The organism is Pseudomonas sp. TE9122 (genome assembly GCF_056278925.1).
Genome location: NZ_JBWBQI010000001.1, coordinates 2446959 through 2469133, shown reverse-complemented (window position 1 = coordinate 2469133; position 22175 = coordinate 2446959). Strand labels below are relative to the sequence as shown.

Sequence of the window (22175 nt, the reverse complement as noted above, 5' to 3'; positions counted from 1 at the left end):
ATCGTTCCCACGCTCTGCGTGGGAATGCAGCCGGGGACGCTCTGCGTCCCAAAAGATCGCAGCCTTCGGCAGCTCCTACAGGGGTAAGTGTGTTCTTTAGATCAAAGACAACAGGTTTGAACCGAGGAAAATCTGGTCAATCCAGAACACCTGATGCAGCAACACGATCGCCCAGAACAGAATCTGAAACGACACCTTGCGCGTTTTGTGCCGAAACACCTGCTGCGCAATCAACGCTCCCGGCCAGCCGCCCGCCAGTTCGACCGCATGCAGGATATTTTCCGGGGTGCGCCAGGCATCGGCGCGGGCTTTGCGTTTGTCGGCCCAGTACAGAAAGAACGCCAGCACACTGACAATCCCGTACGCCGCCAACGGCACCCGCGAGATGCCGCTGAGCCACATCGACAGCGAGCCGAACAGCGGCAGCGCGCAGACGATCAGCAACACCACAAGCTTCAATTTCAGATGCTGAACGCGGCCGCCTGTAGGTCGTCCCTCAGGGCGGCGCGTGCGCGGATCATTCATGCCTTCGCTGCCGACCAATCCACCCAGCCGAACTGCCAGGTCGCCAGAATGAACAGGCCGAACGCAATCCGGTACCAGGCAAACGCTGCGTAGCTGTGGCTGCCAATGAACTTGAGCAGGCCGCGTACAGCGATCATGGCGAAGATGAACGCCGTGACAAAACCAATGGCGAACACCGGGAAATCCGCCGGCACGAACAGGTCGCGGTATTTGTAACCTGAATACACCGCCGCACCGACCATGGTTGGCATGGCGAGGAAGAAAGAAAACTCGGTGGCCGTCTTGCGTGACAGGCCGAAAAGCAAGCCACCAATGATCGTCGAGCCGGAACGCGAGGTGCCTGGAATCATCGCCAGGCATTGCGCGAAGCCGATTTTCAACGCGTCGGTCCAGCGAATCTCGTCGACGGTTTCGGCGTGGACTTCATGCTGGCGCTGTTCGGCCCACAACATGATGATCCCGCCGATGACCAGCGCCGCCGCCACGGTGATCGGGTTGAACAGATATTCGTGGATCAGATCGGCAAAAATTACGCCGAGCACTACGGCCGGCAGGAAGGCGATCAGCAGGTTGGCGGTGAAACGCCGTGCGCTCGGCTGGGTCGGCAGGCCGATCACCACGTCGAGGATCTTGCGGCGAAACTCCCAGACCACCGCGAGGATCGCGCCGAGCTGAATGATGATGTTGAACGCCATGGCCCGTTCGCCGCCGAAGTTCAGCAAATCGGCGACGATGATCTGGTGTCCGGTGCTCGAAATGGGCAAAAACTCCGTCAGCCCTTCTACAACTCCTAGAATCAGTGCCTGCAAGGCGGTCCAAAGATCCATCAATCCCCCAAAGAGCGATGCACGCGGGCATGCCCCGATAGTATTTTTTCGTTCACTGCGTCCAGCGTAGCCGGTAAAAGCTGTAGCGATTGCGCGCGCACAGGATCCACACGAAACGGTAAAAATTCCGTGAAATATCAAAACCGGATTCAGGTTTTCGCGCGCGGGGCCGAAATCCTAACAGACAAGCCTTAATAGCGCTCCCCGCGTTAGGCGGCTCAAGTCGCGCAATCGCGAGCCCACAGCGGTGGCTGGATGCTGGCGATCGTTTATTACAAGAACAAGAATCCGGAGTGACAGCGTTATGAACAGCTTGCGCAGTGTGTCGATCAGCCGACGCTTGTGGCTCATCTTGATCGTGGCGGTGGTCATGTTGCTGACCTTGGGCGTGCTGATGCTCAAGCAGATCCATGACGACCTCTACCACGCCAAGGCGCAGAAAACCCAGCACGTGGTGCAGACCGCCAGTGGCCTGCTCACCTATTATCAAGGTCTTGAGACCGCTGGCACCCTGACCAGGGATGCCGCGCAAAAGCAGGCGCTGACCGCGATCCGTGGCCTGCGCTACGACCAGAGCGACTACTTCTGGATCAACGACCTCACGCCCGTGATGGTCATGCACCCGACCAACCCCAAACTTGAAGGCCAGAACCTCTCGGCGATCCGCGACCCGGACGGCTTTGCGGTGTTCAACGAAATGGTCGCCATCGCCAAGGCCAAAGGCGCGGGCATGGTCAATTATCGCTGGCCGAAGCCGGGAGCGACTGATCCCGTTGCCAAGACTTCTTATGTGAAGCTGTTTGAGCCGTGGGGCTGGGTGATCGGCTCCGGCGTGTACGTCGACGATGTGCAAGCCGAATTCCAAGGGCAGATGATCAAGGCGTCGGCCATCGGTCTGGCGATTGCGCTGATCATGGCGCTGCTGGTGATTCTGATCGCACGCAGCATCGTCCGTCCATTGCAGGAAACCGTGAATGCGATGGCCAACATCGCCAGTGGCGAAAGCGACCTGACCCGCAGCCTCGATACCCATGGCAAGGATGAAGTCACCGAACTGGCCCATCATTTCAATGCATTCACGGCCAAGCTGCGCCGAGTGATTGGTGATCTGCAGGTCTCGGCCAGCGCTTTGGGCCAGTCTTCCAGCGAGCTGGGTAACGATGCCTCGCAGGCGCAGCAGCGCAGCCAGCAGCAGTCGCAGCAGATGGAACTGGTGGCCACAGCGATCAACGAAGTCACCTACGGCGTGCAGGACGTGGCGAAAAACGCCGAACACGCCGCCGCAGAAATGCGCGATGCCGAAGCGCAGGCGCAACAGGGGCAGATCAATATTGACGGCAGCCTGCAACAGATCGACAAGCTCTCGGGCACGATTGATCAAGCGGTGGAAGTGATCCGCACCCTGGCGGCGGAGAGTACGCAGATTGGCAGCGTGCTGGAGGTGATTCGCTCGATTGCCGAACAGACCAACCTGCTGGCCTTGAACGCGGCGATTGAAGCGGCGCGCGCGGGAGAACAGGGGCGCGGGTTTGCCGTGGTGGCCGATGAGGTGCGCTTGCTGGCCCAGCGTACGCAGAAATCGACGGCCGAGATTCAGTCGATGATCGAGCGTTTGCAGAATCATTCGGAGGCTGCGGTGAAGGTGATCGGCGACAGCAGCAAGGCCTCGCAACTGACCATTGAACAGGCGGGACTGGCCGGGGCGAGCCTTAATGCGATTGGCCAGGCGTTGCGTAATCTCAACGGCCTCAATGCGTCAATTGCCAGCGCTACGCTGCAACAGGCGCAGGTGGTTGAGGACATCAACCAGAACGTCACCCAGGCGGCCGGGCTTTCCCATAGCACCGCGTTGGCGGCTGAGCAGTCCAGTGCAGCCAGCCTGCGGCTTGGGCAACTGAGCGAACAGCTCAACGGGTTGCTGCGCCAGTTCCGGGTCTGACCGGTCACCGAGGTGAGCCCACCCCTCACCCCAGCCCTCTCCCCGAGGAGAGGGAGCAGATCACTGCGCTTTTCATGATCTGCGTTCGACGCGTTATTCCAGGTCGGCGTACCTCGACCAAAACAACGCGGTCAGTTCCCTCTCCCTCCGGGAGAGGGTTAGGGTGAGGGGCTTTTGATCGCAGATCACTGGGCTTTTCATCATCTGCGTTCGACGCGTTATTCCAGGTCGGCGTACCTCGACCAAACAACGCGATCAGTTCCCTCTCCCTCCGGGAGAGGGTTAGGGTGAGGGGCTTTTGATCGCAGATCACTGCGCTTTTCATGATCTGCGTTCGACGCGATATTCCAGGTCGGCGTACCTCGACCAAACAACGCGGTCAGTTCCCTCTCCCTCCGGGAGAGGGTTAGGGTGAGGGGCTTTTGATCGCAGATCACTGCGCTTTTCATGATCTGCGTTCGACGCGTTATTCCAGGTCGGCGTACCTCGACCAAACAGCGCGATCAGTTCCCTCTCCCTCCGGGAGAGGGTTAGGGTGAGGGGCTTTTGATCGCAGATCACTGCGCTTTTCATGATCTGCGTTCGACGCGTTATTCCAGGTCGGCGTACCTCGACCAAACAACGCGGTCAGTTCCCTCTCCCTCCGGGAGAGGGTTAGGGTGAGGGGCTTTTGATCGCAGATCACTGGGCTTTTCATGATCTGCGTTCGGCGCGATATTCCAGGTCGGCGTACCTCGACCAAACAACGCGATCAGTTCCCTCTCCCTCCGGGAGAGGGTTAGGGTGAGGGGCTTTTGATCGCAGATCACTGCGCTTTTCATGATCTGCGTTCGACGCGTTATTTCAGGTCGGCGTACCTCGACCAAACAACGCGGTCAGTTCCCTCTCCCTCCGGGAGAGGGTTAGGGTGAGGGGCTTTTGATCGCAGATCACTGCGCTTTTCATGATCTGCGTTCGACGCGTTATTCCAGGTCGGCGTACCTCGACCAAACAACGCGGTCAGTTCCCTCTCCCTCCGGGAGAGGGTTAGGGTGAGGGGCTTTTGACCTGACTAATGCAGTACAATCCGCCCCCTTCTCAACTCCCCCAAGGATCACTCATGTCCGGGCTTGAACTGTTTGCCGCTGCCCTCGGTGTCATCGCCGTGTGGCTGACGGTCAAGCAGAATCCGTGGTGCTGGCCGATCGGGCTGGTCATGGTGTTGCTCTACAGCTGGATCTTCTTTGAGGTGAAGCTGTATTCGGACATGTTGCTGCAAGTGATCTACGCCGCGCTGCAGATCTACGGCTGGTGGCAATGGACCCGCGCCGGGACGATGCATGACGGTCGCCAGGTTACCCGCCTCGATCCACGCTCAATGGTGCTCGGCCTCGGCGTTGGGGCGATCGGCAGTGTGTTGCTGGGAGCGGCGATGGCGCACTGGACCGACGCCGCACAGCCGTGGCTCGATGCCGCGCTCACCGGTTTCAGTCTGGTCGCGCAACTGTGGATGGCGCAAAAACGTCTGCAATGCTGGGCGCTGTGGTTCGTCCTCGATGTGATCTTTGTCGGCCTGTTCATCTACAAAGGCCTGTACCTGACCGCCGCCCTGTACGCGCTGTTTACCCTGCTCGCCGTGCAAGGCTGGCGGGAATGGCGTGCCGATCCGGCGTTGCGCACATGAAAGTCGTTGTTCTCACCGGCCCGGAATCCACCGGCAAGAGTTGGCTGGCGGCAGGGTTGGAGCAGCGTTTCGGCGGCGTGCGCGTTGATGAATATGTTCGTCGGTTCATAGAAGACAACCCACGCGACACTTGCCTTGCGGATATCCCGGCCATTGCCCGGGGTCAGGTGCAATGGGAAGATCAGGCGCGCGCAAAACAGCCCTCCCTGCTTATTCTCGACACCCACCTGCTGAGCAACATCCTCTGGAGCCAGACTCTGTTTGGCGACTGCCCGGCCTGGCTGGAAACCGAGTTACTGGCGCGCCATTACGACCAGCACCTGCTGCTGTCCCCGCAACAGATCGACTGGACCGAAGACGGCCAGCGCTGCCAACCGGATCTTGCGGATCGAGTGACCTTCTTCGAGGCCACCCGCGCCTGGCTAATCCAGCATCAACAGCCGATACAAATCATCGAAGGCAATTGGGCCGAACGCCAGACACAAGCCTTTGCGGCGGTCGAGCGTTTGCTGTCCAGATAAGCCGCCCGGCGGCTTTTAACGCAAAACTGTCCGTTTTTGAAACACTCCCGAGCGCGCAAAGGCCCCGCCCAAGCGTCATTCATCATTGCGTCACGTGATCTGTTACGCCGATGAAACACCTCGGCGCAAACCCTTGTTCCAGAGCTTTCCGGCGCCCATTGCCCCGCAAGCGATCCGCCCTGTGTCTCAGCGCTGAAACAGTGCCCGCAACAGGGAACTTCCCAGAGCATGTAAGCCGTTGAAATAACGAGATAATTCAAAACCGGCACAGCTTTCGCTCTCTTCTTCACAACGCTGAATAACCCAGCCCACTGAAGAAGGAATTGCAGCCGTGGGGAATTTCAATAAAGGCCTGACCTGCCTCCTGCTGATCGGATCAGCCGCCAGCGCTTTGATCAGCGTCAGCGCCCAGGCTGAAGGCAACGGCGTGATCGTCCTTAACCGCGACGTTCAACCCATCGCGATCGGGCGCAATGGCGGCAAAGACCCCTATCCGACCACGGTCAACGCCAACCCTTCGGCGCGGATCAACCAGACCCTCAGCAGTACCGAACTCACTGACGGTGATTTCGCCAGTGTCGCCAGCGGCTCATCGATTCGCGGCAACATGACCACGCCCAGCTCCAACCTGCCCGGCATGAACACCCTGACCAATCAGAACGGCCTGCCCGGTATGCGCACTGGCAGCGGCGGTGGTTCTGGCGCCTCGATCTCCAACACGGTCAACCGGGCAATGAGCACCGGGCTGGCGCCTCTGACTCGTATGGCCGGAGGCCAATGACATGAATCGCACCCTGCTGCTTCTCGCCCTGCTCGGCTGCACCAGCGCCATGGCCGATTCGGCTTCAGTCAACAAGGCAAACATTCAGGATTCCGGCGCTCAGTATCGCGGCAACTTCAATGTCAACCAGGCTGCCGGTGACCAGATGCAACAAGCCAACACCAAGGCGATTGCCATCGGCACCGAAGCCCATGCCACCACCAGCGTCAGGCAGACCATCGACACGCCCGCCAGCCGCGCCATCGACGCGAGCGCCAACATCGGCGGCAACTCTTTCAGCAATGGCAACGGCATCCTCGGTGTTAACCAGGGCGCCGGTGCCAACAATCAAATGGCCAACGTGACGCGCGTCAGCATCAGTGCCGGCCCGCAGAGCGTTGACGACAGCGCCCTTTCGCAACAGAACGTGGCGTTTTTACCGAGCTCAGGAGCAACTGGTACCTCAATCGGCAGTCGCCAGGTCACGACCAGTGATCAGGCCTTCACCGGCAGCCGCGGGGTAATCCAGGTGAACCAGAGTGCCGGGGTGGGGAACCGCATGGCTAACACCCTGAGCATCCGGGTCGCAGACTGACCCAAACAAAAAGCAGTGCAATTAGAAAAGTCCCAACACTTAACCAACTAATAAGCACGACGGAGAAACAACCATGAAACCTACAATGGCTCTCAAACCACTGGTTTTCGCACTCGCAGCAGTGATGGCAATGGCAGCACAGGCTGGCGGCCGTGGTGACAACAACGGTCATGGTAACGGGCACGGCAATGGTCACGGCCAGCCACAAGGTCCGAATCTTGAACAACTGCTGCAGATCACCGCAGGCGCCGGCGCCGCTGTACTCGACGCACAAAACAGCGACGGCAACGTGGTGAAAAACCAGGGCACCCTGAACAACGCCAATGCCAGCGACTCGCTCAACGGCTCCAACGGCAACATGGGTGCCAACGTGGCGGGCGGCGACGGCAACCAGCAGGACAACGCTGCTGCACTGGCCACCGCTGACGAAAGCTTCATCTTCGGCAATGCTGTTGCCGCCTCGAGTGCGACTCAGGTGAACAACAACAACTACGTGAAAAACTCTTCCACCTTCAACAACGCCAACCTCACCAATACTGGTAACAACGGTTCCGGCAACATCGGCATCAACGTGACCGCCGGCAACTTCAACCAACAGAAAAACAACCTCGCCATCGCCGTTTCCGGTGGTCGTGTAGCGCAGGCTGCCGCCTCTGCCAACCAGTCCTCGACTGGCCTGGTCGTGGAAAACAAAGGCGTGCAGGCTTACAAAACCGACACCCTTACCGGTACTTATGCAGCCGCTGGCGTGTTCAAAGCCAAAGGCACTGCGACCATCGAAGACGACAACGACCATGGTGGTTGGGGTAACCGTGGCGGCGGCCATGGCGGCAACGATGATCAGAAAGCCAAGTTCGAAGCCGTGGGTACTTTTGGCCTCGCTGGCGTCACCACCCAACAAGTGTTGACCAAAGATGGCTGGAAAACTCCTGTCGTCAACAACGCCAACATGACCAACTCGATGAACAACTTCTCCGGCAACGGCGGAGCCAACGTCTCGGCGGGTGTGGGCAACCAACAAAGCAACTCGCTGTCCATCGCCGCAGGTTGCAAAGCCTGCATGTAATCGCGATCGAAACGAAAGCCCCGGCAACGGGGCTTTTCCTCGGTTCCACAAGGCGTATTCGATCATGCGGACTCCTGCCCTCCTCGCTCTGCTTTGTCTGTGCGGCCTGACTCAGGCGGCCCAGATGCCCGTCGCTGCCCTGCCGGGTGGCGTGCTGGTCTACAAGGATGTGCAAAGCATTCGTGAGCGCAAGTTTGCCGACATCGTCGAACAGAAAACCGACTTCAGCTGCGGCGCTGCTGCACTGGCGACGGTCCTGCGCCAGGCCTATTGGCTCGACGTCGATGAGGAGCACATCATCAAAGGCATGCTGGTCAACGCTGACCAGGACCTGGTGCGAACCCAGGGTTTCTCCATGCTCGACATGAAGCGCTACGTAGAAAGCATCGGCATGCGCGCCCGTGGCTACCGGATCCCGCCCGAGAAACTCGAAGCGGTGACCATTCCGGTGGTGGTTCTGATGGACATTCGTGGTTACAAGCATTTCGTCGTCCTGCAGCGTTCGGACAAGGATTGGGTCTACATCGGTGACCCGGTTCTCGGCCACAAGCGCTACAAGCACGACGACTTTGTCAAAGGTTGGAACGGCATTGTCTTTGCCATCGTCGGCCCCGGTTACGACAAGGCCAACGCCTTGCGCAGCCCTCCGGTGCCGCTGACGGCGAAGAACTCGCTGGACAGTTTCAACCCGGTCAAAGATGCGGAATTGATGGATTTCGGGTTCATTCAGAGCGACTTCTTTTAATCGCCGAGTTAGAGAATGGGACTGGATGTCCCGGGAGCAGCAGATGAAAAGCTCATACTGGCTGGCGGCCGCCTGCCTGGCAGCGAGTGCGTCAGGTTTAGCCCATGCCGGATTCAAACCCATCGAAATCAAGGACCAGGAGCTCGCCGAGCTGCGCGGTCGTTACGTCATGCCGGGGCGGATCATCAGCTTCGGCATTGTCATGAGCAGCACCTGGCGCAACGCCAGCGGCGACTTGATCGGGGCCGCGACCTCGATGCAGATCCAGGCCGCAACCGTCAAACCGGAATTCTACGTCTCGACCATCAAGGAGTCAGGCAACGGCAGCGCCCTCACCGCAGGCACCGGCAGCGTAATCGGTGGCGCCGGCCTCAACAGCAGCCAGGGTGTGACGCAAAGCGTACGCGCCGCCGGCGATGGCAACACCGCCAACAACAACGTCGCGATCAACGTCAGCGAAGCCAGTCAGGCGCCGGCACTGGTGCCATCGCAAGGCCAGGCCCTTATCGCCGGACAAACCATTACTGGCAGCAACGGCGCCGGCAGTGTCGCGGTTTCAGCCAATGGCGGTGGCGTGCAAATGGCCATTCAGGCCAGCGGCAATCAAGGCACGGCACTGCAACAAGTCGCCCAGGGCGGGCTGCTGCAGAACACCCGATTGCTGGGCAGCGCCAACGTGGTCAACAACCTTACGCAACTCAACGTCGTACTGAACAATAACGGCAGAAGCGCCGGTGCACTGGATTGCAACCTGACCCAACTCGGGGCCCTACGCAATATCGGATATTGAACTACGCTGAGTCTCGATCATTGGGCTTAAAGGGACGGCTTATTCATGTATCGATCAGTATCACTGCGTGCCGCAGTGTGTTTGAGTACCCTTCTCCCGGCGGCAATGCTGCAAGCAGCACCCGACGCCGATGTAGAAGCCCTGAAACGGGAACTTCTGGAACTGAGACAACGATACGAACAACAACAACAAGCGCTGGCGGTACTTGAACAACGGGTCCGCCAGGTAGAAGAAACACCCGCTGCCCCACCGCCAAAACGGCTGGCGAAATCGCCGTCTGACATGAAAGGCAATCGCGTCGCCGCCGGAGCCGCCACAGGCACCGGTGCGGCCGCTGCATCGGGAGGCGCCGCCGGGGGCAGTGGCGCTTCCTACGGTCAATCGCTGGCCGATGATTCACAACCGGCGCAGAGCGTTTCCAACCTGTATGACGAAGCCAGCGGTTTCTTTGGCGGCGGCAAGTTCAGCGTGGAAACCGGCCTGACCTATTCACGCTACGACACCCGTCAGTTGATCCTGAACGGGTTCCTCGCGCTGGATTCGATCTTTTTGGGCAACATCAACCTCGACCGGATCAAGGCCGACACCTGGACCCTGGACCTCACCGGCCGCTACAACTTCGATAACCGCTGGCAGTTCGACCTGAACGTGCCGGTGATCTATCGCGAGTCGACGTATCAATCCGGCGGCGGCAACGAGGGCGCGGCTGGCGTAACAACAGAAGAAACCGTCACCAAGGATCCAACCATCGGCGACGTCAACTTCGGTATCGCCTACAAGTTCCTCGACGAATCGGTCAACACCCCGGACGCCGTCGTCACCTTGCGCGTCAAGGCGCCGACCGGCAAAGACCCGTTCGGCATCAAACTGCGCCAGACCGACGCCAACTCCAACCTGTTCGTCCCCGACACCCTGCCCACCGGCAACGGCGTCTGGTCGATCACGCCGGGTATCTCGCTGGTCAAGACGTTTGACCCGGCGGTGCTGTTCGGCAGCCTTTCCTACACCCACAACCTCGAGGAGTCGTTCGACGACATCAGCTCTACGGTCAATCAGAAAAACCCGGGCAAAGTGCGCATCGGCGACAGCTTCCAGATCGGTGCCGGTATCGCCTTCGCGCTCAACGAGAAGATGAGTATGTCGTTCTCGGTCTCCGACCTGGTGCAACGCAAAAGCAAGCTGAAACAGGACGGCGGCGACTGGGAATCGGTGGTGTCCAGTGATGCCAACGCCGGTTACTTCAACGTAGGCATGACCATCGCAGCCACCGACAACCTGACGATCGTGCCGAACTTGTCGATCGGCATGACCGATGATGCGCCGGACTTTTCGTTCAGCCTGAAATTCCCGTATTACTTCTAAAAGCAAAAGATCGCAGCCTTCGGAAGCTCCTACAGTTCGTGTAGGCGCTGCCGAAGGCTGCGAACCTTTGGTCTGTCGGCTTTTCGCTGCTGGTGCAACTCGCGACCACTTATCGGAAATACGTCCGCACCTGTCAGATCTGACAGGTGCGCCCTACCGCTGAATCCGCTTACATGACTCCAGCGCCTCGCACCGTGCAACAGGCCGTAATGGAGCATCGACATGAACCAGACGCCGGATGAAAACCGCATTCTCGCTCTGAATCCACCCTTTGTTTTGAAACAGGCCGTTTTGAAGGATGGGGGCTACGACGGTGGCATTTCGCTCGAGACCGTCGAAAATGATTTGCTGATCATCGTAGATCCGTGGGTAGGGATGGCGATGTATGACAACTGTAAAATGTATTTTGATGGCGTGGAGGTTGGGACAATTCCGGTCGATGAAAGCAACTTGAATAAGCGGCTCGAATTCAAAGTCCCCAAGGGTCAAGTCACCAATGGCGAAGCACTGATCGTTTACACCGTACAGCGCTTGGGTCAGGACCCGGTTAGCTCCGAGCCGGTACGGCGTGTGTGGGTCCAACTCACACAACCAGGTGGCACCGATAGCGACAGCGAAGAAGGCAACTCCGGCCTGATCTATACGCTTAGTCCGGATCCGTCCAATGGCGTGAATGAGGATTTGGCCCGGCGGGGAATCCGCATGAACATCGTACCCTATGAGAACATCGCCATCTTCGACACCATTCGGTGCCGTTGGGGTGATCAGGTGGTGACGTACTACCCGGTCACCAGAGAGCAGATCGACGATCCGGTCAACCATCCGATCTTCGCTACCTTCACCGAGGACGTCATCAGGGCGCAAGGCAACGGCAACAATATCGAAGTGAGCTATCAGGTCGTCGACCGGGTGGGTAATCTGCCGGATCCGAAGGCGCGGTGGGCGAAAATCACTTACGTCTCGGTGGATCTGAACAATCGCTTGCCGGCGCCGACGATCTGGGTCAACGGCCAGAACGTCACCACCATCGACCTGAAGGTACTGGGCACGAGCGACGCCGCCGCCCGGGTTTACTTCACAGGCGCCGACTACCAGGCTGGTGACAAGGTCGTCCTGACCTGGGCCGGTACGACGTCTGGAGGACAGCCCGTGATCGTCGGCCCGCTGGAAAAAACTGTCGACAGCGTGCCCGGCCATCACGACTTCCCGATCCCGAACGACAAGATCACAGCGATCGTCAACGGTTCGGCCAAGGTCGGCTTTCAGCTGCTGCGCGCCGGCGCACCTGCGCGCCCCTCCAATGACATTGTGATCGCGGTCACCGGCGAAGCCAGTCAGTTGAAACCGCCAACGGTTGTGCAGGCGCCCGATTACAGGCTGAACCCGAATCTGCATCAAAGCGGATTTACCGTGGTGTTTGACACTTCGACGTTTGGCGCCAATCACGAAGTGCAACTGGAAATCGCCGGCGGACCCGGCGCCGGCTCAGTGCCTCCCCAGCACAAGCCGGTGGCGGGACAGTCGAAAGTGCAATTCGATATCGATTCTTCTATCACCGGGGCAAATCTGCAGCGCAGTGTGGAATTGAAATACAACTTGATCGTCAATGGCCAGCCGACGCCTGTGCAGAGCGTGACGTTGTTGATTGGCGAGTTGCTGCAATCGAGCATGCCGATGCCGAAACTTGAGGGTTTTGATGGTGAGGTGCTGGATGTTGGAATGCTCAACGATGACACGAAGGTTTTGTGTGAGGCTTGGCCATTTCAGCAGGCGGGATTACCGATCTGGTTAAGGTATGTGGAGACGTTCACGAGTGGTGGAGAGCGCGTCAAGGAGCAGTTTGTCGGGGCGGCGCATGATCAGGGAGGGGGGCTTGATTATTTGGCTGAGGTGGAGTGGTTGCGCGGGTGTAAGGCTGATTCGAAGTTGGCTGTTGTATTGAAGGTGGGATTGCATGCGGGGGCGGTTGAGACTGACGCGGTGGCGTGTCGGGTGAGGAGTTATGGGGTCAAGGCTGGGTTGGATGATTTGACTACGTTTGATGGCTATGACTGGAATCATTGGGCGATTGGTGTTAGCGGAGGGTATCAATCCAAGATTTCTTATTCTTCAGATGAATACTATTTGGAGTCTCTACCAAGTTCTAATCCAGACAATACAACTTTATGGATCTGTAAGTCCTTTCATGGTATTGAGGCAGGCGATCTGGTCGAATTTAGCTTCGAATATAGAAGCCCAGGCATTTCAAGAGCATCATTCGCACAAAACAATAAGACCGAAATCATTACGGACGGAGTTCCATCTAAATTATGGCAGAAAAAAAGCTTGGCATTTTATGTTGCAGAATCTCCGACACCTCGCACGCTAATGTTGGTATTTAGTGCAGGATTTATCTCGCAGCCAACCCACGTGAGAAATATTAGATTAAGAGCAATGCGCGACTTGACTGACATGTCGGAGGCGGGAATGTAAAAATTCCCCTCAAAATTTTCTTCTAAAACCAATGGTATTTAAACTCAGGTTCACACTCACCTAATCTGATGCTTATGCAACAACCGATAAAAAGTAGGCCGCGAAACCCCTAAAACTTTTGCGGCCACACTCAAATTATCACTGTGCCGGTTCAACACATCACACAACGCCTGCCGTTCCGCCCGGGTCTTGTAGTCTTCCAGCGTGCCCATCGGCGTGGCGATGGAATGCTGACTGATCAACCCTAAATCCCGCGCTTCGATCTGGCGGCCCTCCGCCAACACCAACCCACGCCTGACCCGGTTAGCCAGCTCGCGCACATTGCCCGGCCAGTCGTGCTTGCCCATGGCAATCAGCGCGTCTTCGCTGAAGCTTCTTGGTCGACGCCCGGTTTCATGGCTGTAGAAGTGCGAAAAGTGGTTGGCCAGCATCGACAGATCGCCATGACGTTCACGCAACGGCGCTGTGACCACTTGCAGGACGTTGAGCCGGTAATAAAGGTCTTCACGAAAGCGCTTCTTCTCGATTGCTGCTTCCAGGTCAACGTGGGTTGCGGCCAGCACGCGCACATCGACCGGTATCGGCTGACTGCCCCCTACCCGTTCAATATGCTTTTCCTGCAGAAAGCGCAGGAGATTGGCCTGCAATTCCAGCGGCAGGTCGCCGATTTCGTCGAGGAACAACGTGCCGCCATTGGCCGCTTCGATGCGTCCGACCTTGCGCTGGTGCGCGCCGGTGAACGCGCCTTTTTCGTGGCCGAACAATTCTGACTGAATCAAATGCTCGGGAATCGCCCCGCAGTTGATCGCTACAAAAGGTTTGTTGTGGCGCTGGGATTGTCGGTGCAGGGTGCGCGCGACGAGTTCCTTGCCGGTGCCGCTTTCGCCGCGAATCAGCACGGGCGATTCGGTCGGGGCCAGTTTGCTCAGCAGTTTGCGCAGTTCGCGGATCGGCTTGCTGTCGCCGAGCAGTTCGTGCTCCGGCTGATCGACATGAATCGTACCCTGCCCGCGCAGGCGTGCCATGCCGAAGGCGCGGCCGAGGGTGACCTGTACGCGGGAAACGTCGAAGGGCAAGGTGTGGAAATCGAAAAACCATTCACAAACGAAATCGCCGACGTTCTGCAAGCGCAGGACTTCCTGATTGAGCACAGCGATCCATTCGGTGCCGCTACGGCTGATCAGTTCTTTCACGGCTTCGGGTCGTTCCAGGTGAAACGGCTGCAAACGCAGCAGGCCGACATCGCAGGCCCGGGATGCGGCGTTTTCCAGATTACAACTGTCGACATCCCAGCCTACGGCGCGCAATCCGGGCAACAGGCGATAACAGTCGTCGCAGGGATCGACCACCAGTAAACGTCTCGATGCAGGCGCTTCGCTCATGACTGTTCCTTGGCGCCAAATTTGATAAATGATCGTAAAAACAGTCATTTGGCAGACCCGGTTGTAACACTAGCAAGATTTTGACGGGGGCTTGTACCGATTGCTTATAGGCTGGGTATTAAAAGAGTTATAAGAAAGTTGGTTGTTAGTTAGCTATCGACTATTCGCGGTGAATCCAAGAGCGGCCCCTCACCCTAGCCCTCTCCCGAGGGAGAGGGCTAGGGTGAGGTATACGCGAGGTCAGCCGATCTGAAAGACCGAGCCGAACTCCAGTTTGAAAAGCCCACAACTCGGCTCCCTCTCCTCGGGGAGAGGGCTGGGGTGAGGGGTGAATTCAGCGCGGTGTTCGGACATGTGCAGGTTTAACGAAACGAACTTACGTTATGTAAAGAATCTGAAATTTCTTTGTTTCACTTGTGACCCGCCCCCCGGTTGCGTGCATCAGTACAAGTAACCAGCCGCACGGTATGCCCAACCGACGGCACATCATTTGATTGGGCGCCAATAGAGAGAAGACCCCATGACTGCCCCGCTGCGTATCAACGAAGCTCTTTTGATTGCCAACCACGCGTTCAAGCCTTTTCAATGCGTGGCCTGGGCGCCACAAGACGGCAATGGCGAACTGAGCCTGACCGTCGTCGACCGCACCAACTCCCACATCGGTCGCAAACAGATCCCGAGCAGCGCCTACTCTGACCCGGCGCAACTCGAACAACTGCTGCAGCAGGCCCGCGCTGAGCTCAGCGAAGACGGCCACACACTGCAATCGTGGTCGATGCCACACTGATTACCGAACAAGGGCGGATGACGTTAAAGTCATCCGCCCTTGTTGTATGCGTAGTCGAACAATCAACGTAGTTGCAGTGCCGTTTCATCGAAAGTACTTGGCTCGCTTGCGAGTGGTTCAACAAGACACTGTTCTGGCACAGTGCGACCGTCCTTCTGTTAGTTCCCCCAGTTGTACTTCTCGCGGTTCAGGGATTGAATGTTTCGCTCGTGCAGTCAGCCTCCCAACCACTGGGTATCGGCTCAGGCACAAGGAGACGCGTGCATGTCCACCCTGAGCCCTTACGCGCTGCCTACTGCATGGACCGCCCCCGGTTCGCTCGACCCGACATTCGCCATTGGCGGTGTTGCGCAGGTGTACTTTGCCGGCAGTTTCTCCAGCCAGACCCAACATGTCACGCTCGATGCACAGGGTCGGATTCTGGTCGCCGCCAAGGTCGGTACATCCAAGGGGAGTCGTTTTGGCCTCGCGCGGCTGCTGGCCGATGGTTCGGCGGATTTGTCGTTCGGCTTTCAGGGCAGCGTGATCGGCAGTTTCGTCGAGGGTTTCGAAGCCAAGGCCGGCAAGGTTCAGGTGTTAGCCGACGGCAAGATTCTGCTGGCCGGCCTGCATTATGAAGACACCCAACGCACCCTGCCCGCCCTCGCCCTGTTCGATGCCAACGGCCAGCCAGACCGATTCTTCGGCGATGACGGTTTCCAGGTGGTGCGACTGCCCGGCGAGCTGTCCATGGGCACCCGCGACAACTGGTTGCCGCCGGGCGTGCCTGGCGTCGAAGCCTGTGACTTTGTGGTGGAGGAAGACGGCCGTATTCTGCTGATCGCCAACCATCATTTCAGCCTTGCCGACCACGCCGGGATGCTGATTCGCCTCTGCCCTGATGGAAGCCTCGACGAATCATTCAACGGACGCGGATTCGTCGTGGTCCGCCACCTGCTGCTCAATACCTGGCTGAGCACGCTGTTGTTGAAGGAAGATGGGCGCATCGTCGTCGCAGGTTCCATCGACTTTCCTCAGCAAGGCCTGTTGGCGGTGTATCGGCCCGATGGCAGCCTGGATGAGCGCTTCGCCGTCGATGGCTTCATGGCCTTCAAGGCCCACGGCAACAGCGCTCAGGTCAGCCAGATCATTGAGTGCGATGACAGGCTTTATTGCTTCGGCAGCAGCCGCGATCCAATCCGCTGTTTGACGTTTGTCCTGCACGCCAACGGTCGACCGGACCTGCACTGTCATCATGGCCAGCCACAGGTGTTGGACATCGGCCCCAGCGGATGCCAATGGAACGCCGCCCAGCAAATGAGCGACGGCCGCATCGTCGCCGTGGGCGCGACCATCGGCGGAGTCGAAGCTGACTTCATGGTGGCGCGCTATCAACTCGATGGCAGCCTTGATCCAGCGTTCGGTGAGGGCCATGGCTGGTTGCGCACGCGACTGGGGCGAAGTCTCGATACCGCCAATTCACTGACCGTACATACTGACGGGGCGATTGTGGTAGGTGGCTATTCGCTGGATGGCAACTACCGGGCAATGGTTGCGCGTTATCTGAATCCATAGAGCATTCAACAGGATCGAGGTTATCGGCGACTTGATCTTCCTTGAAACATCCGGCAACTTTCGCGCTTCTAAATAAAAGGAGCAGCCGATGTCCGGTTCAATCGCCCAGGCGTTCGCGCACAACTTCCTCGGGCAATCGCCACGCTGGTACAAGGCGACCATCGTCGGTTTTCTCATTCTCAACGCCGTGGTGCTGTTCACCGTCGGGCCGGTCGCCGCAGGCTGGTTGCTGGTGATCGAATTCATCTTCACCCTGGCCATGGCCCTCAAGTGTTATCCGTTGATGCCTGGCGGCCTGCTGTTGATTGAAGCGTTGCTGTTGAAGATGACCACGCCGCAAGCGCTTTACGATGAGTTGCTGCACAACTTTCCGGTGATCCTGCTGCTGATGTTCATGGTTGCCGGCATCTACTTCATGAAAGATCTGCTGCTGTTTCTCTTCTCGCGGCTCCTGTTGGGCGTGCGCTCGAAAGCGATTCTGGCGCTGATGTTCTGCTTCTTGTCAGCGTTCCTCTCTGCGTTTCTGGATGCGCTGACCGTGACGGCGGTGATCATCAGTGCGGCTGTCGGCTTTTACTCGGTGTATCACCGCGTCGCGTCGGGCAATGATCCACGCAAGGACAGCGAATTCGCTGACGATCAGCATTTACCGTCGCGACACCATGAGGACTTGAATCAATTCCGCGCTTTCCTGCGCAGCCTGTTGATGCACGGAGCGGTCGGCACAGCGCTCGGTGGCGTCTGCACCTTGGTCGGTGAGCCGCAGAACCTGTTGATCGGCCATGAGATGGGCTGGCATTTCGGCGAGTTCTTCCAGAAGGTAGCCCCGGTGTCGCTGCCGGTACTGGCGGCGGGTCTGGTCACTTGCGTGCTGCTGGAGAAGCTGCGCTGGTTCGGATACGGCACGCTGCTGCCAGACAACGTCCGCGCCGTGTTGGCCAACTACGCCGCCGAGGACAACGCCAAACGCACGCCTCGTCAGACGGCGGCGCTGCTGGTGCAAGGGGCGGCGGCGCTTATCCTGATTGGATGCCTGGCGTTTCACTTGGCTGAAGTTGGCCTGATCGGGTTGATGGTAATCGTGTTGATCACCGCGTTTACCGGGATCACCGACGAGCATCGTCTGGGCAGCGCGTTCAAGGACGCCATGCCGTTTACTGCACTGCTGGTGGTGTTTTTTGCCGTGGTGGCGGTCATTCACGATCAGCATCTGTTCGTCCCACTGATCGAGTGGGTCTTGGCGCTGCCGATGGATCAACAGCCGGGCATGTTGTTCATCGCCAACGGCTTGCTCTCGGCGATCAGCGACAACGTATTCGTTGCGACCATTTACATTACCGAAGTGAAACAGGCTTTTCTCGCCGGGCACATGACTCGCGAGCACTTCGAGACATTGGCGATTGCGATCAATACCGGCACCAACCTGCCGAGCGTGGCGACCCCTAATGGTCAGGCAGCGTTTCTGTTCCTGCTGACCTCGGCGATTGCACCGCTGGTGCGTTTGTCGTACGGGCGCATGGTGTGGATGGCGGTGCCGTATACCGTGGTGATGGGACTGCTGGGCTGGTATGCGGTGAGCTATTGGCTCTAAGCAACACTGAATAAACCTGTGGGTTACCGGGGTTTGCACGCGCCGCGAAAACCTGTGGGAGCGAGCCTGCTCGCGAAGAGGTCGTGTCAGGCAACGAATCTGTTGAATGACACACCGCCTTCGCGAGCAGGCTCGCTCCCACATTGGTTTTGGTGTTGGGTCAGTGCGGGAGGATGTATTTTTCGATCGCCAGGACGACGCCGTCTTCAGTGTTTGGCGCTGTAACGACATCAGCCTGGTGCTTCACCGCCTCTTCCGCCTGGCCCATGGCAATCGAAAAGCCAGCGCATTTGAACATCGCCGGGTCGTTGCCGCCGTCGCCGATGACAGCGGTTTGCTCCAGCGGCACGCCGAGGTATTCGGCGATGGTCGTCAATGCCGTGCCTTTGTTGGCCTCAAGCGCCGTAACGTCGAGATACACCGGCTGCGAGCGCGACACTTGCGCCATGCCGTTGACCTTGGGCAACAACTGCGCCTCCAGCTCAATCAGCAACTCAGTGTTGTTGCTGGTAGCGACGATCTTGTCGATGCGCTCCAGATACGGTTCAAAACTCTCGACCACCACCGGCGGATAGCCGAGGCCGCTCTGTTCACGCGGCACCATCGGCCCGTGCGGGTCCTTGAGCAGCCAGTCGCCGCCGCTGAACACCCATATTTCCACCTCCGGTTGATCGGCAAACAGTGCCAGTGCGATCAGCGCTGTGGTCGCCGGCAAATAATGCGCGGCCAACAGCGTGCCGTCCGGTTTGACGATGGTGCCTCCATTGAACGCCGCTGTCGGCAGATCAACGCCTAGCGCCTCGATCTGCTGCAACATGGCTTTCGGCGGACGGCCGCTGGCGAGGCTGAACAGCACGCCGGCAACGCGCAGCGAGCGCACGGCTTCGATGGTGCGTTGGTCCAGCGTGTGATCCGGCAGCAACAGCGTGCCGTCCATGTCGCTGAGCAGAAAACGTATGGGTTGTTTCGGCAAATCACTCATCCCAGGCCATGCCAGACGCGACCATCGCGAGTCAGGAGATCTTCGGCTGCTTGCGGGCCATCTTCGCCAGCCGCATACGTCTCGACGCTCGCATCCTGCTGCCAGGCATCAAGGAAAGGCTGCACGGCTCGCCAACCGTTCTCGATGTTGTCGGCACGCTGGAACAGCGTCTGATCACCGGTCAGGCAGTCGTAGATCAAGGTTTCGTAGCCGGTGGAAGGCTGCATCTCGAAGAAATCCTTATACGCAAAACCCAGCTCGATATTGGCCATGTTCAGCGCCGGCCCCGGCCGCTTGGCCAGCAGGTCGAACCACATGCCTTCGTTTGGCTGGATCTGGATACGCAGATAAGTCGGCTGCAACTCGTCGACTTCGGTGTCGCGGAACTGCGCGTACGGCGCCGGTTTGAAGCAGATGACGATCTCTGTGTCGCGCACGCTCATGCGCTTGCCGGTGCGCAGATAGAACGGCACGCCGACCCAGCGCCAGTTGTCGATCATCACCTTGAGCGCCACGTAGGTTTCCGTGGTGCTGTCGGGCGACACGTTGGCTTCTTCGCGATAACCCTTCAATGGCTGGCCATCGCGCTCGCCGGCGCTGTACTGGCCGCGCACCGAATTGGCCCGGGCTTCTTCCGTCGACCAGGGACGAATCGCCCCGACCACTTTGGCTTTCTCGCCGCGCACCGCGTCAGCGCCGAAAGCAGCCGGCGGTTCCATGGCGACCATGGCCAACAGCTGGAACAGGTGATTGGGCACCATGTCGCGCAGTGCGCCGGTGTGTTCGTAAAAGCTGCCACGGGTTTCCACACCGACAGTTTCCGCCGCGGTGATCTGCACGTGGTCGATGTAATGATTGTTCCAGAACGCTTCGAACAGGCTGTTGGAGAACCGGCTGACCAGGATGTTCTGCACGGTTTCCTTGCCCAGGTAATGGTCGATGCGGTAGATCTGCTTCTCGCTCATGACCTTGAGCAGGCACGCGTTCAAGGCTTCGGCGGTCTGCAGATCGGAGCCGAACGGCTTCTCGATCACCACTCTTCTGAACGCTTCGGGGGTTTCTTCCAGCAAACCGGCGCTGCCGAGGCGGCGCACCACTTCACTGAAAAAACGTGGCGCGGTGGCCAGGTAGAACACCGCATTGCCGGTGCCGCTGTCGGCGATTTTCGCCGCCAGGGCTGAATAGGTGCTGTCGTCGAGGAAGTCGCCCTGGACGTAGCTGATGCCTTTGGCGAGCTTGGCCCACAAGACCGGATCAAGCATCTGATCGCCCTTGCCGACCTTCGCCGCCACTTCGGTACGGATGAAGTCTTCGAGCTTCTGCGCAAAGGCTTCATCGGTAATGGCGTTGTGATCAACGCCGACGATCCGCAGGTTTTCGTCGAGCAGACCGTCGCGACTGAGGTTGTACAGCGCCGGCATGAGCAGGCGCTTGACCAGGTCGCCGTGGGCACCGAACAGGAACAGCGTGGTCGGTGGTGCGGGTTCTGCCTTGGATTTTCTGCGGATCGTATGGGTCATTTCTTCGGTGTCTCCACGTGGCCGCCGAAGCCGAAGCGTTGTGCCGACAGGATCTTGTCACCGAAGGTGCCCTGCCCGCGCGAGCGGTAACGGGAGAACAGCGAGTTGGACAGCACCGGTACCGGCACCGCTTGCTCCATGGCCGCTTCGATGGTCCATTGGCCTTCGCCGCTGTCAGCTACCGAGCCGGAGAAACCGTCGAGCTTCGGATCACTGGCCAGTGCGTCGGCAGTCAGGTCCAGCAGCCAGGACGAAACCACGCTGCCACGACGCCAGACTTCAGCGATATCGGCCACGTTCAGATCAAATCGCTGATCTTCCGGCAAGCGTTCGCTGGATTTGGTCTTGAGAATATCGAAGCCCTCGGCGAACGCGGCCATCATGCCGTACTCGATGCCGTTGTGAATCATCTTCACGAAGTGCCCGGCGCCGGCGGGACCGGCGTGAATGTAGCCATGCTCGGCGCGGTGGTCGTCGGACTTGCGATCCTTGGTGCGCGGAATGTCGCCCATGCCCGGCGCCAGTGCGGCGAACAGCGGATCGAGACGCTGCACGGTTTCGGCATCGCCCCCGATCATCATGCAATAACCGCGTTCCAGGCCCCAGACGCCGCCGGAGGTGCCGACGTCGATGTAGTGCAGGCCCTTGTCGTTCAGGGTTTTGGCCCGGCGAATGTCGTCCTTATAGTTGGTGTTGCCGCCGTCGATGATGGTATCGCCGGGTTCGAGCAGTTCGCTCAGGGTGTTGATGGTGTCTTCGGTCGGTGCGCCCGCCGGCAGCATGACCCAGACCGCGCGTGGCTTGTCGAGGCCGGCAACCAGTGCTGGCAAGTCGGCGACGCCGGAGGAGCCCTCGGCGACCAGGTTATCGATGAAAGCGGTATTGCGGTCGTAAACAACGGTGGTGTGCCCGTTGAGCATCAGACGTCGCGCAATATTGCCGCCCATGCGGCCCAGTCCAATAATCCCGAGTTGCATGTGCTGATGCTCCTTACTACAAATAAATGTGTGTCATTGGTTATAGCCCAACGCGACTGATGGAGGTTAGTCCAGAGCGTTGCGATGAAGTTTCCGGGCATTGTGCCCGATCCAGAG

The 22175-nt window shown here is 58.8% G+C and carries 19 protein-coding genes; 13 read left to right on the top strand and 6 right to left on the bottom strand.

Features of this window, described 5'->3' with window-relative positions; all coding sequences use genetic code 11:
• Positions 1 to 96 precede the first annotated feature (96 nt).
• Both ACZ9BE_RS11200 and ACZ9BE_RS11195 read right to left on the bottom strand, forming a co-directional pair.
• Positions 97 to 525: a DUF1294 domain-containing protein gene (locus tag ACZ9BE_RS11200; protein ID WP_476249406.1), complete on the bottom strand. Its 429-nt coding sequence runs from the start codon at positions 523 to 525 to the stop codon at positions 97 to 99.
• The gene (locus ACZ9BE_RS11195) at positions 522 to 1352 is read right to left on the bottom strand and encodes an undecaprenyl-diphosphate phosphatase (RefSeq protein ID WP_016774688.1); all 831 of its coding nucleotides are present in this window, start codon (positions 1350 to 1352) and stop codon (positions 522 to 524) included. The genes ACZ9BE_RS11200 and ACZ9BE_RS11195 overlap by 4 nt, the downstream gene beginning before the upstream one ends.
• A gap of 304 nt (positions 1353 to 1656) precedes the next feature.
• On the opposite strand from ACZ9BE_RS11195, the gene ACZ9BE_RS11190 reads away from it, so the two are divergent.
• From ACZ9BE_RS11190 to ACZ9BE_RS11145, 10 genes are all read left to right on the top strand, one after another.
• Positions 1657 to 3291, top strand: a complete 1635-nt coding sequence (locus ACZ9BE_RS11190) for a methyl-accepting chemotaxis protein (RefSeq protein ID WP_095179989.1) — start codon at positions 1657 to 1659, stop codon at positions 3289 to 3291.
• Between the two features lie 1099 nt (positions 3292 to 4390).
• Positions 4391 to 4954: a nicotinamide riboside transporter PnuC gene (gene pnuC, locus ACZ9BE_RS11185; protein WP_041479688.1), complete on the top strand. Its 564-nt coding sequence runs from the start codon at positions 4391 to 4393 to the stop codon at positions 4952 to 4954.
• The gene (locus tag ACZ9BE_RS11180; RefSeq protein ID WP_476249405.1) at positions 4951 to 5475 is read left to right on the top strand and encodes an AAA family ATPase; all 525 of its coding nucleotides are present in this window, start codon (positions 4951 to 4953) and stop codon (positions 5473 to 5475) included. Before pnuC ends, ACZ9BE_RS11180 begins: the two co-directional genes overlap by 4 nt.
• A 331-nt stretch (positions 5476 to 5806) precedes the next feature.
• On the top strand, positions 5807 to 6256 hold the full coding sequence (locus ACZ9BE_RS11175; protein WP_041479690.1) for a hypothetical protein: 450 nt from the start codon (positions 5807 to 5809) through the stop codon (positions 6254 to 6256).
• A gap of 1 nt (position 6257) precedes the next feature.
• On the top strand, positions 6258 to 6830 hold the full coding sequence (locus tag ACZ9BE_RS11170) for a hypothetical protein (protein WP_041479691.1): 573 nt from the start codon (positions 6258 to 6260) through the stop codon (positions 6828 to 6830).
• Between the two features lie 73 nt (positions 6831 to 6903).
• Complete coding sequence (locus ACZ9BE_RS11165; protein WP_056785920.1) at positions 6904 to 7896, top strand: hypothetical protein; 993 nt, start codon at positions 6904 to 6906, stop codon at positions 7894 to 7896.
• Between the two features lie 64 nt (positions 7897 to 7960).
• Positions 7961 to 8641, top strand: a complete 681-nt coding sequence (locus ACZ9BE_RS11160) for a C39 family peptidase (RefSeq protein ID WP_024012915.1) — start codon at positions 7961 to 7963, stop codon at positions 8639 to 8641.
• Between the two features lie 43 nt (positions 8642 to 8684).
• Complete coding sequence (locus tag ACZ9BE_RS11155) at positions 8685 to 9431, top strand: hypothetical protein (protein WP_041479693.1); 747 nt, start codon at positions 8685 to 8687, stop codon at positions 9429 to 9431.
• A gap of 45 nt (positions 9432 to 9476) precedes the next feature.
• Positions 9477 to 10793, top strand: coding sequence for a hypothetical protein (locus tag ACZ9BE_RS11150; protein ID WP_056785917.1), 1317 nt, complete (start codon positions 9477 to 9479; stop codon positions 10791 to 10793).
• A 222-nt stretch (positions 10794 to 11015) separates the two neighbouring features.
• Positions 11016 to 13265 (top strand): hypothetical protein, encoded by a 2250-nt coding sequence (locus ACZ9BE_RS11145; protein ID WP_236168850.1) that lies wholly within the window; start codon positions 11016 to 11018, stop codon positions 13263 to 13265.
• A gap of 56 nt (positions 13266 to 13321) precedes the next feature.
• On the opposite strand, the gene ACZ9BE_RS11140 is transcribed toward ACZ9BE_RS11145, so the two are convergent.
• A complete protein-coding gene (locus tag ACZ9BE_RS11140; RefSeq protein ID WP_076563015.1) occupies positions 13322 to 14647 on the bottom strand; it encodes a sigma-54 dependent transcriptional regulator in 1326 nt (441 codons plus the stop codon).
• A gap of 520 nt (positions 14648 to 15167) precedes the next feature.
• Here ACZ9BE_RS11140 and ACZ9BE_RS11135 point away from each other — a divergent pair.
• The 3 genes from ACZ9BE_RS11135 to nhaB all read left to right on the top strand — a co-directional run bounded on the left by ACZ9BE_RS11135 (position 15168) and on the right by nhaB (position 18579).
• The gene (locus ACZ9BE_RS11135) at positions 15168 to 15434 is read left to right on the top strand and encodes a hypothetical protein (RefSeq protein WP_095179983.1); all 267 of its coding nucleotides are present in this window, start codon (positions 15168 to 15170) and stop codon (positions 15432 to 15434) included.
• Between the two features lie 264 nt (positions 15435 to 15698).
• Positions 15699 to 16988, top strand: coding sequence for an NHL repeat-containing protein (locus ACZ9BE_RS11130; protein WP_476249404.1), 1290 nt, complete (start codon positions 15699 to 15701; stop codon positions 16986 to 16988).
• Positions 16989 to 17076: 88 nt separating this feature from the next.
• Positions 17077 to 18579: a sodium/proton antiporter NhaB gene (nhaB, locus tag ACZ9BE_RS11125; RefSeq protein ID WP_056785902.1), complete on the top strand. Its 1503-nt coding sequence runs from the start codon at positions 17077 to 17079 to the stop codon at positions 18577 to 18579.
• A gap of 160 nt (positions 18580 to 18739) precedes the next feature.
• Here nhaB and ACZ9BE_RS11120 read toward each other — a convergent pair whose 3' ends face one another.
• From ACZ9BE_RS11120 to gnd, 3 genes are read right to left on the bottom strand one after another with little or no spacing between them, the layout of a single operon-like run.
• Complete coding sequence (locus tag ACZ9BE_RS11120; protein ID WP_476249403.1) at positions 18740 to 19561, bottom strand: HAD family hydrolase; 822 nt, start codon at positions 19559 to 19561, stop codon at positions 18740 to 18742.
• Positions 19558 to 21081 carry a glucose-6-phosphate dehydrogenase gene (gene zwf / locus ACZ9BE_RS11115; protein WP_150742100.1) on the bottom strand — a complete coding sequence of 508 codons (1524 nt, stop codon included), beginning with the start codon at positions 21079 to 21081 and terminating at the stop codon, positions 19558 to 19560. Before zwf ends, ACZ9BE_RS11120 begins: the two co-directional genes overlap by 4 nt.
• On the bottom strand, positions 21078 to 22058 hold the full coding sequence (gnd, locus tag ACZ9BE_RS11110) for a phosphogluconate dehydrogenase (NAD(+)-dependent, decarboxylating) (protein ID WP_476249402.1): 981 nt from the start codon (positions 22056 to 22058) through the stop codon (positions 21078 to 21080). The genes zwf and gnd overlap by 4 nt, the downstream gene beginning before the upstream one ends.
• Between the last annotated feature and the right edge of the window lie 117 nt (positions 22059 to 22175).

Coding starts and splice junctions, on each gene's coding strand:
- ACZ9BE_RS11190 (WP_095179989.1), top strand. CDS start 1,657: ATGAACAGCTTGCGCAGTGTGTCGATCAGCCGACGCTTGTGGCTCATC.
- ACZ9BE_RS11160 (WP_024012915.1), top strand. CDS start 7,961: ATGCGGACTCCTGCCCTCCTCGCTCTGCTTTGTCTGTGCGGCCTGACT.
- pnuC (WP_041479688.1), top strand. CDS start 4,391: ATGTCCGGGCTTGAACTGTTTGCCGCTGCCCTCGGTGTCATCGCCGTG.
- ACZ9BE_RS11120 (WP_476249403.1), bottom strand. CDS start 19,561: ATGAGTGATTTGCCGAAACAACCCATACGTTTTCTGCTCAGCGACATG.
- ACZ9BE_RS11150 (WP_056785917.1), top strand. CDS start 9,477: ATGTATCGATCAGTATCACTGCGTGCCGCAGTGTGTTTGAGTACCCTT.
- ACZ9BE_RS11135 (WP_095179983.1), top strand. CDS start 15,168: ATGACTGCCCCGCTGCGTATCAACGAAGCTCTTTTGATTGCCAACCAC.
- gnd (WP_476249402.1), bottom strand. CDS start 22,058: ATGCAACTCGGGATTATTGGACTGGGCCGCATGGGCGGCAATATTGCG.
- ACZ9BE_RS11155 (WP_041479693.1), top strand. CDS start 8,685: ATGAAAAGCTCATACTGGCTGGCGGCCGCCTGCCTGGCAGCGAGTGCG.
- zwf (WP_150742100.1), bottom strand. CDS start 21,081: ATGACCCATACGATCCGCAGAAAATCCAAGGCAGAACCCGCACCACCG.
- ACZ9BE_RS11130 (WP_476249404.1), top strand. CDS start 15,699: ATGTCCACCCTGAGCCCTTACGCGCTGCCTACTGCATGGACCGCCCCC.
- ACZ9BE_RS11200 (WP_476249406.1), bottom strand. CDS start 525: ATGAATGATCCGCGCACGCGCCGCCCTGAGGGACGACCTACAGGCGGC.
- ACZ9BE_RS11165 (WP_056785920.1), top strand. CDS start 6,904: ATGAAACCTACAATGGCTCTCAAACCACTGGTTTTCGCACTCGCAGCA.
- nhaB (WP_056785902.1), top strand. CDS start 17,077: ATGTCCGGTTCAATCGCCCAGGCGTTCGCGCACAACTTCCTCGGGCAA.
- ACZ9BE_RS11195 (WP_016774688.1), bottom strand. CDS start 1,352: ATGGATCTTTGGACCGCCTTGCAGGCACTGATTCTAGGAGTTGTAGAA.
- ACZ9BE_RS11140 (WP_076563015.1), bottom strand. CDS start 14,647: ATGAGCGAAGCGCCTGCATCGAGACGTTTACTGGTGGTCGATCCCTGC.
- ACZ9BE_RS11170 (WP_041479691.1), top strand. CDS start 6,258: ATGAATCGCACCCTGCTGCTTCTCGCCCTGCTCGGCTGCACCAGCGCC.
- ACZ9BE_RS11145 (WP_236168850.1), top strand. CDS start 11,016: ATGAACCAGACGCCGGATGAAAACCGCATTCTCGCTCTGAATCCACCC.
- ACZ9BE_RS11180 (WP_476249405.1), top strand. CDS start 4,951: ATGAAAGTCGTTGTTCTCACCGGCCCGGAATCCACCGGCAAGAGTTGG.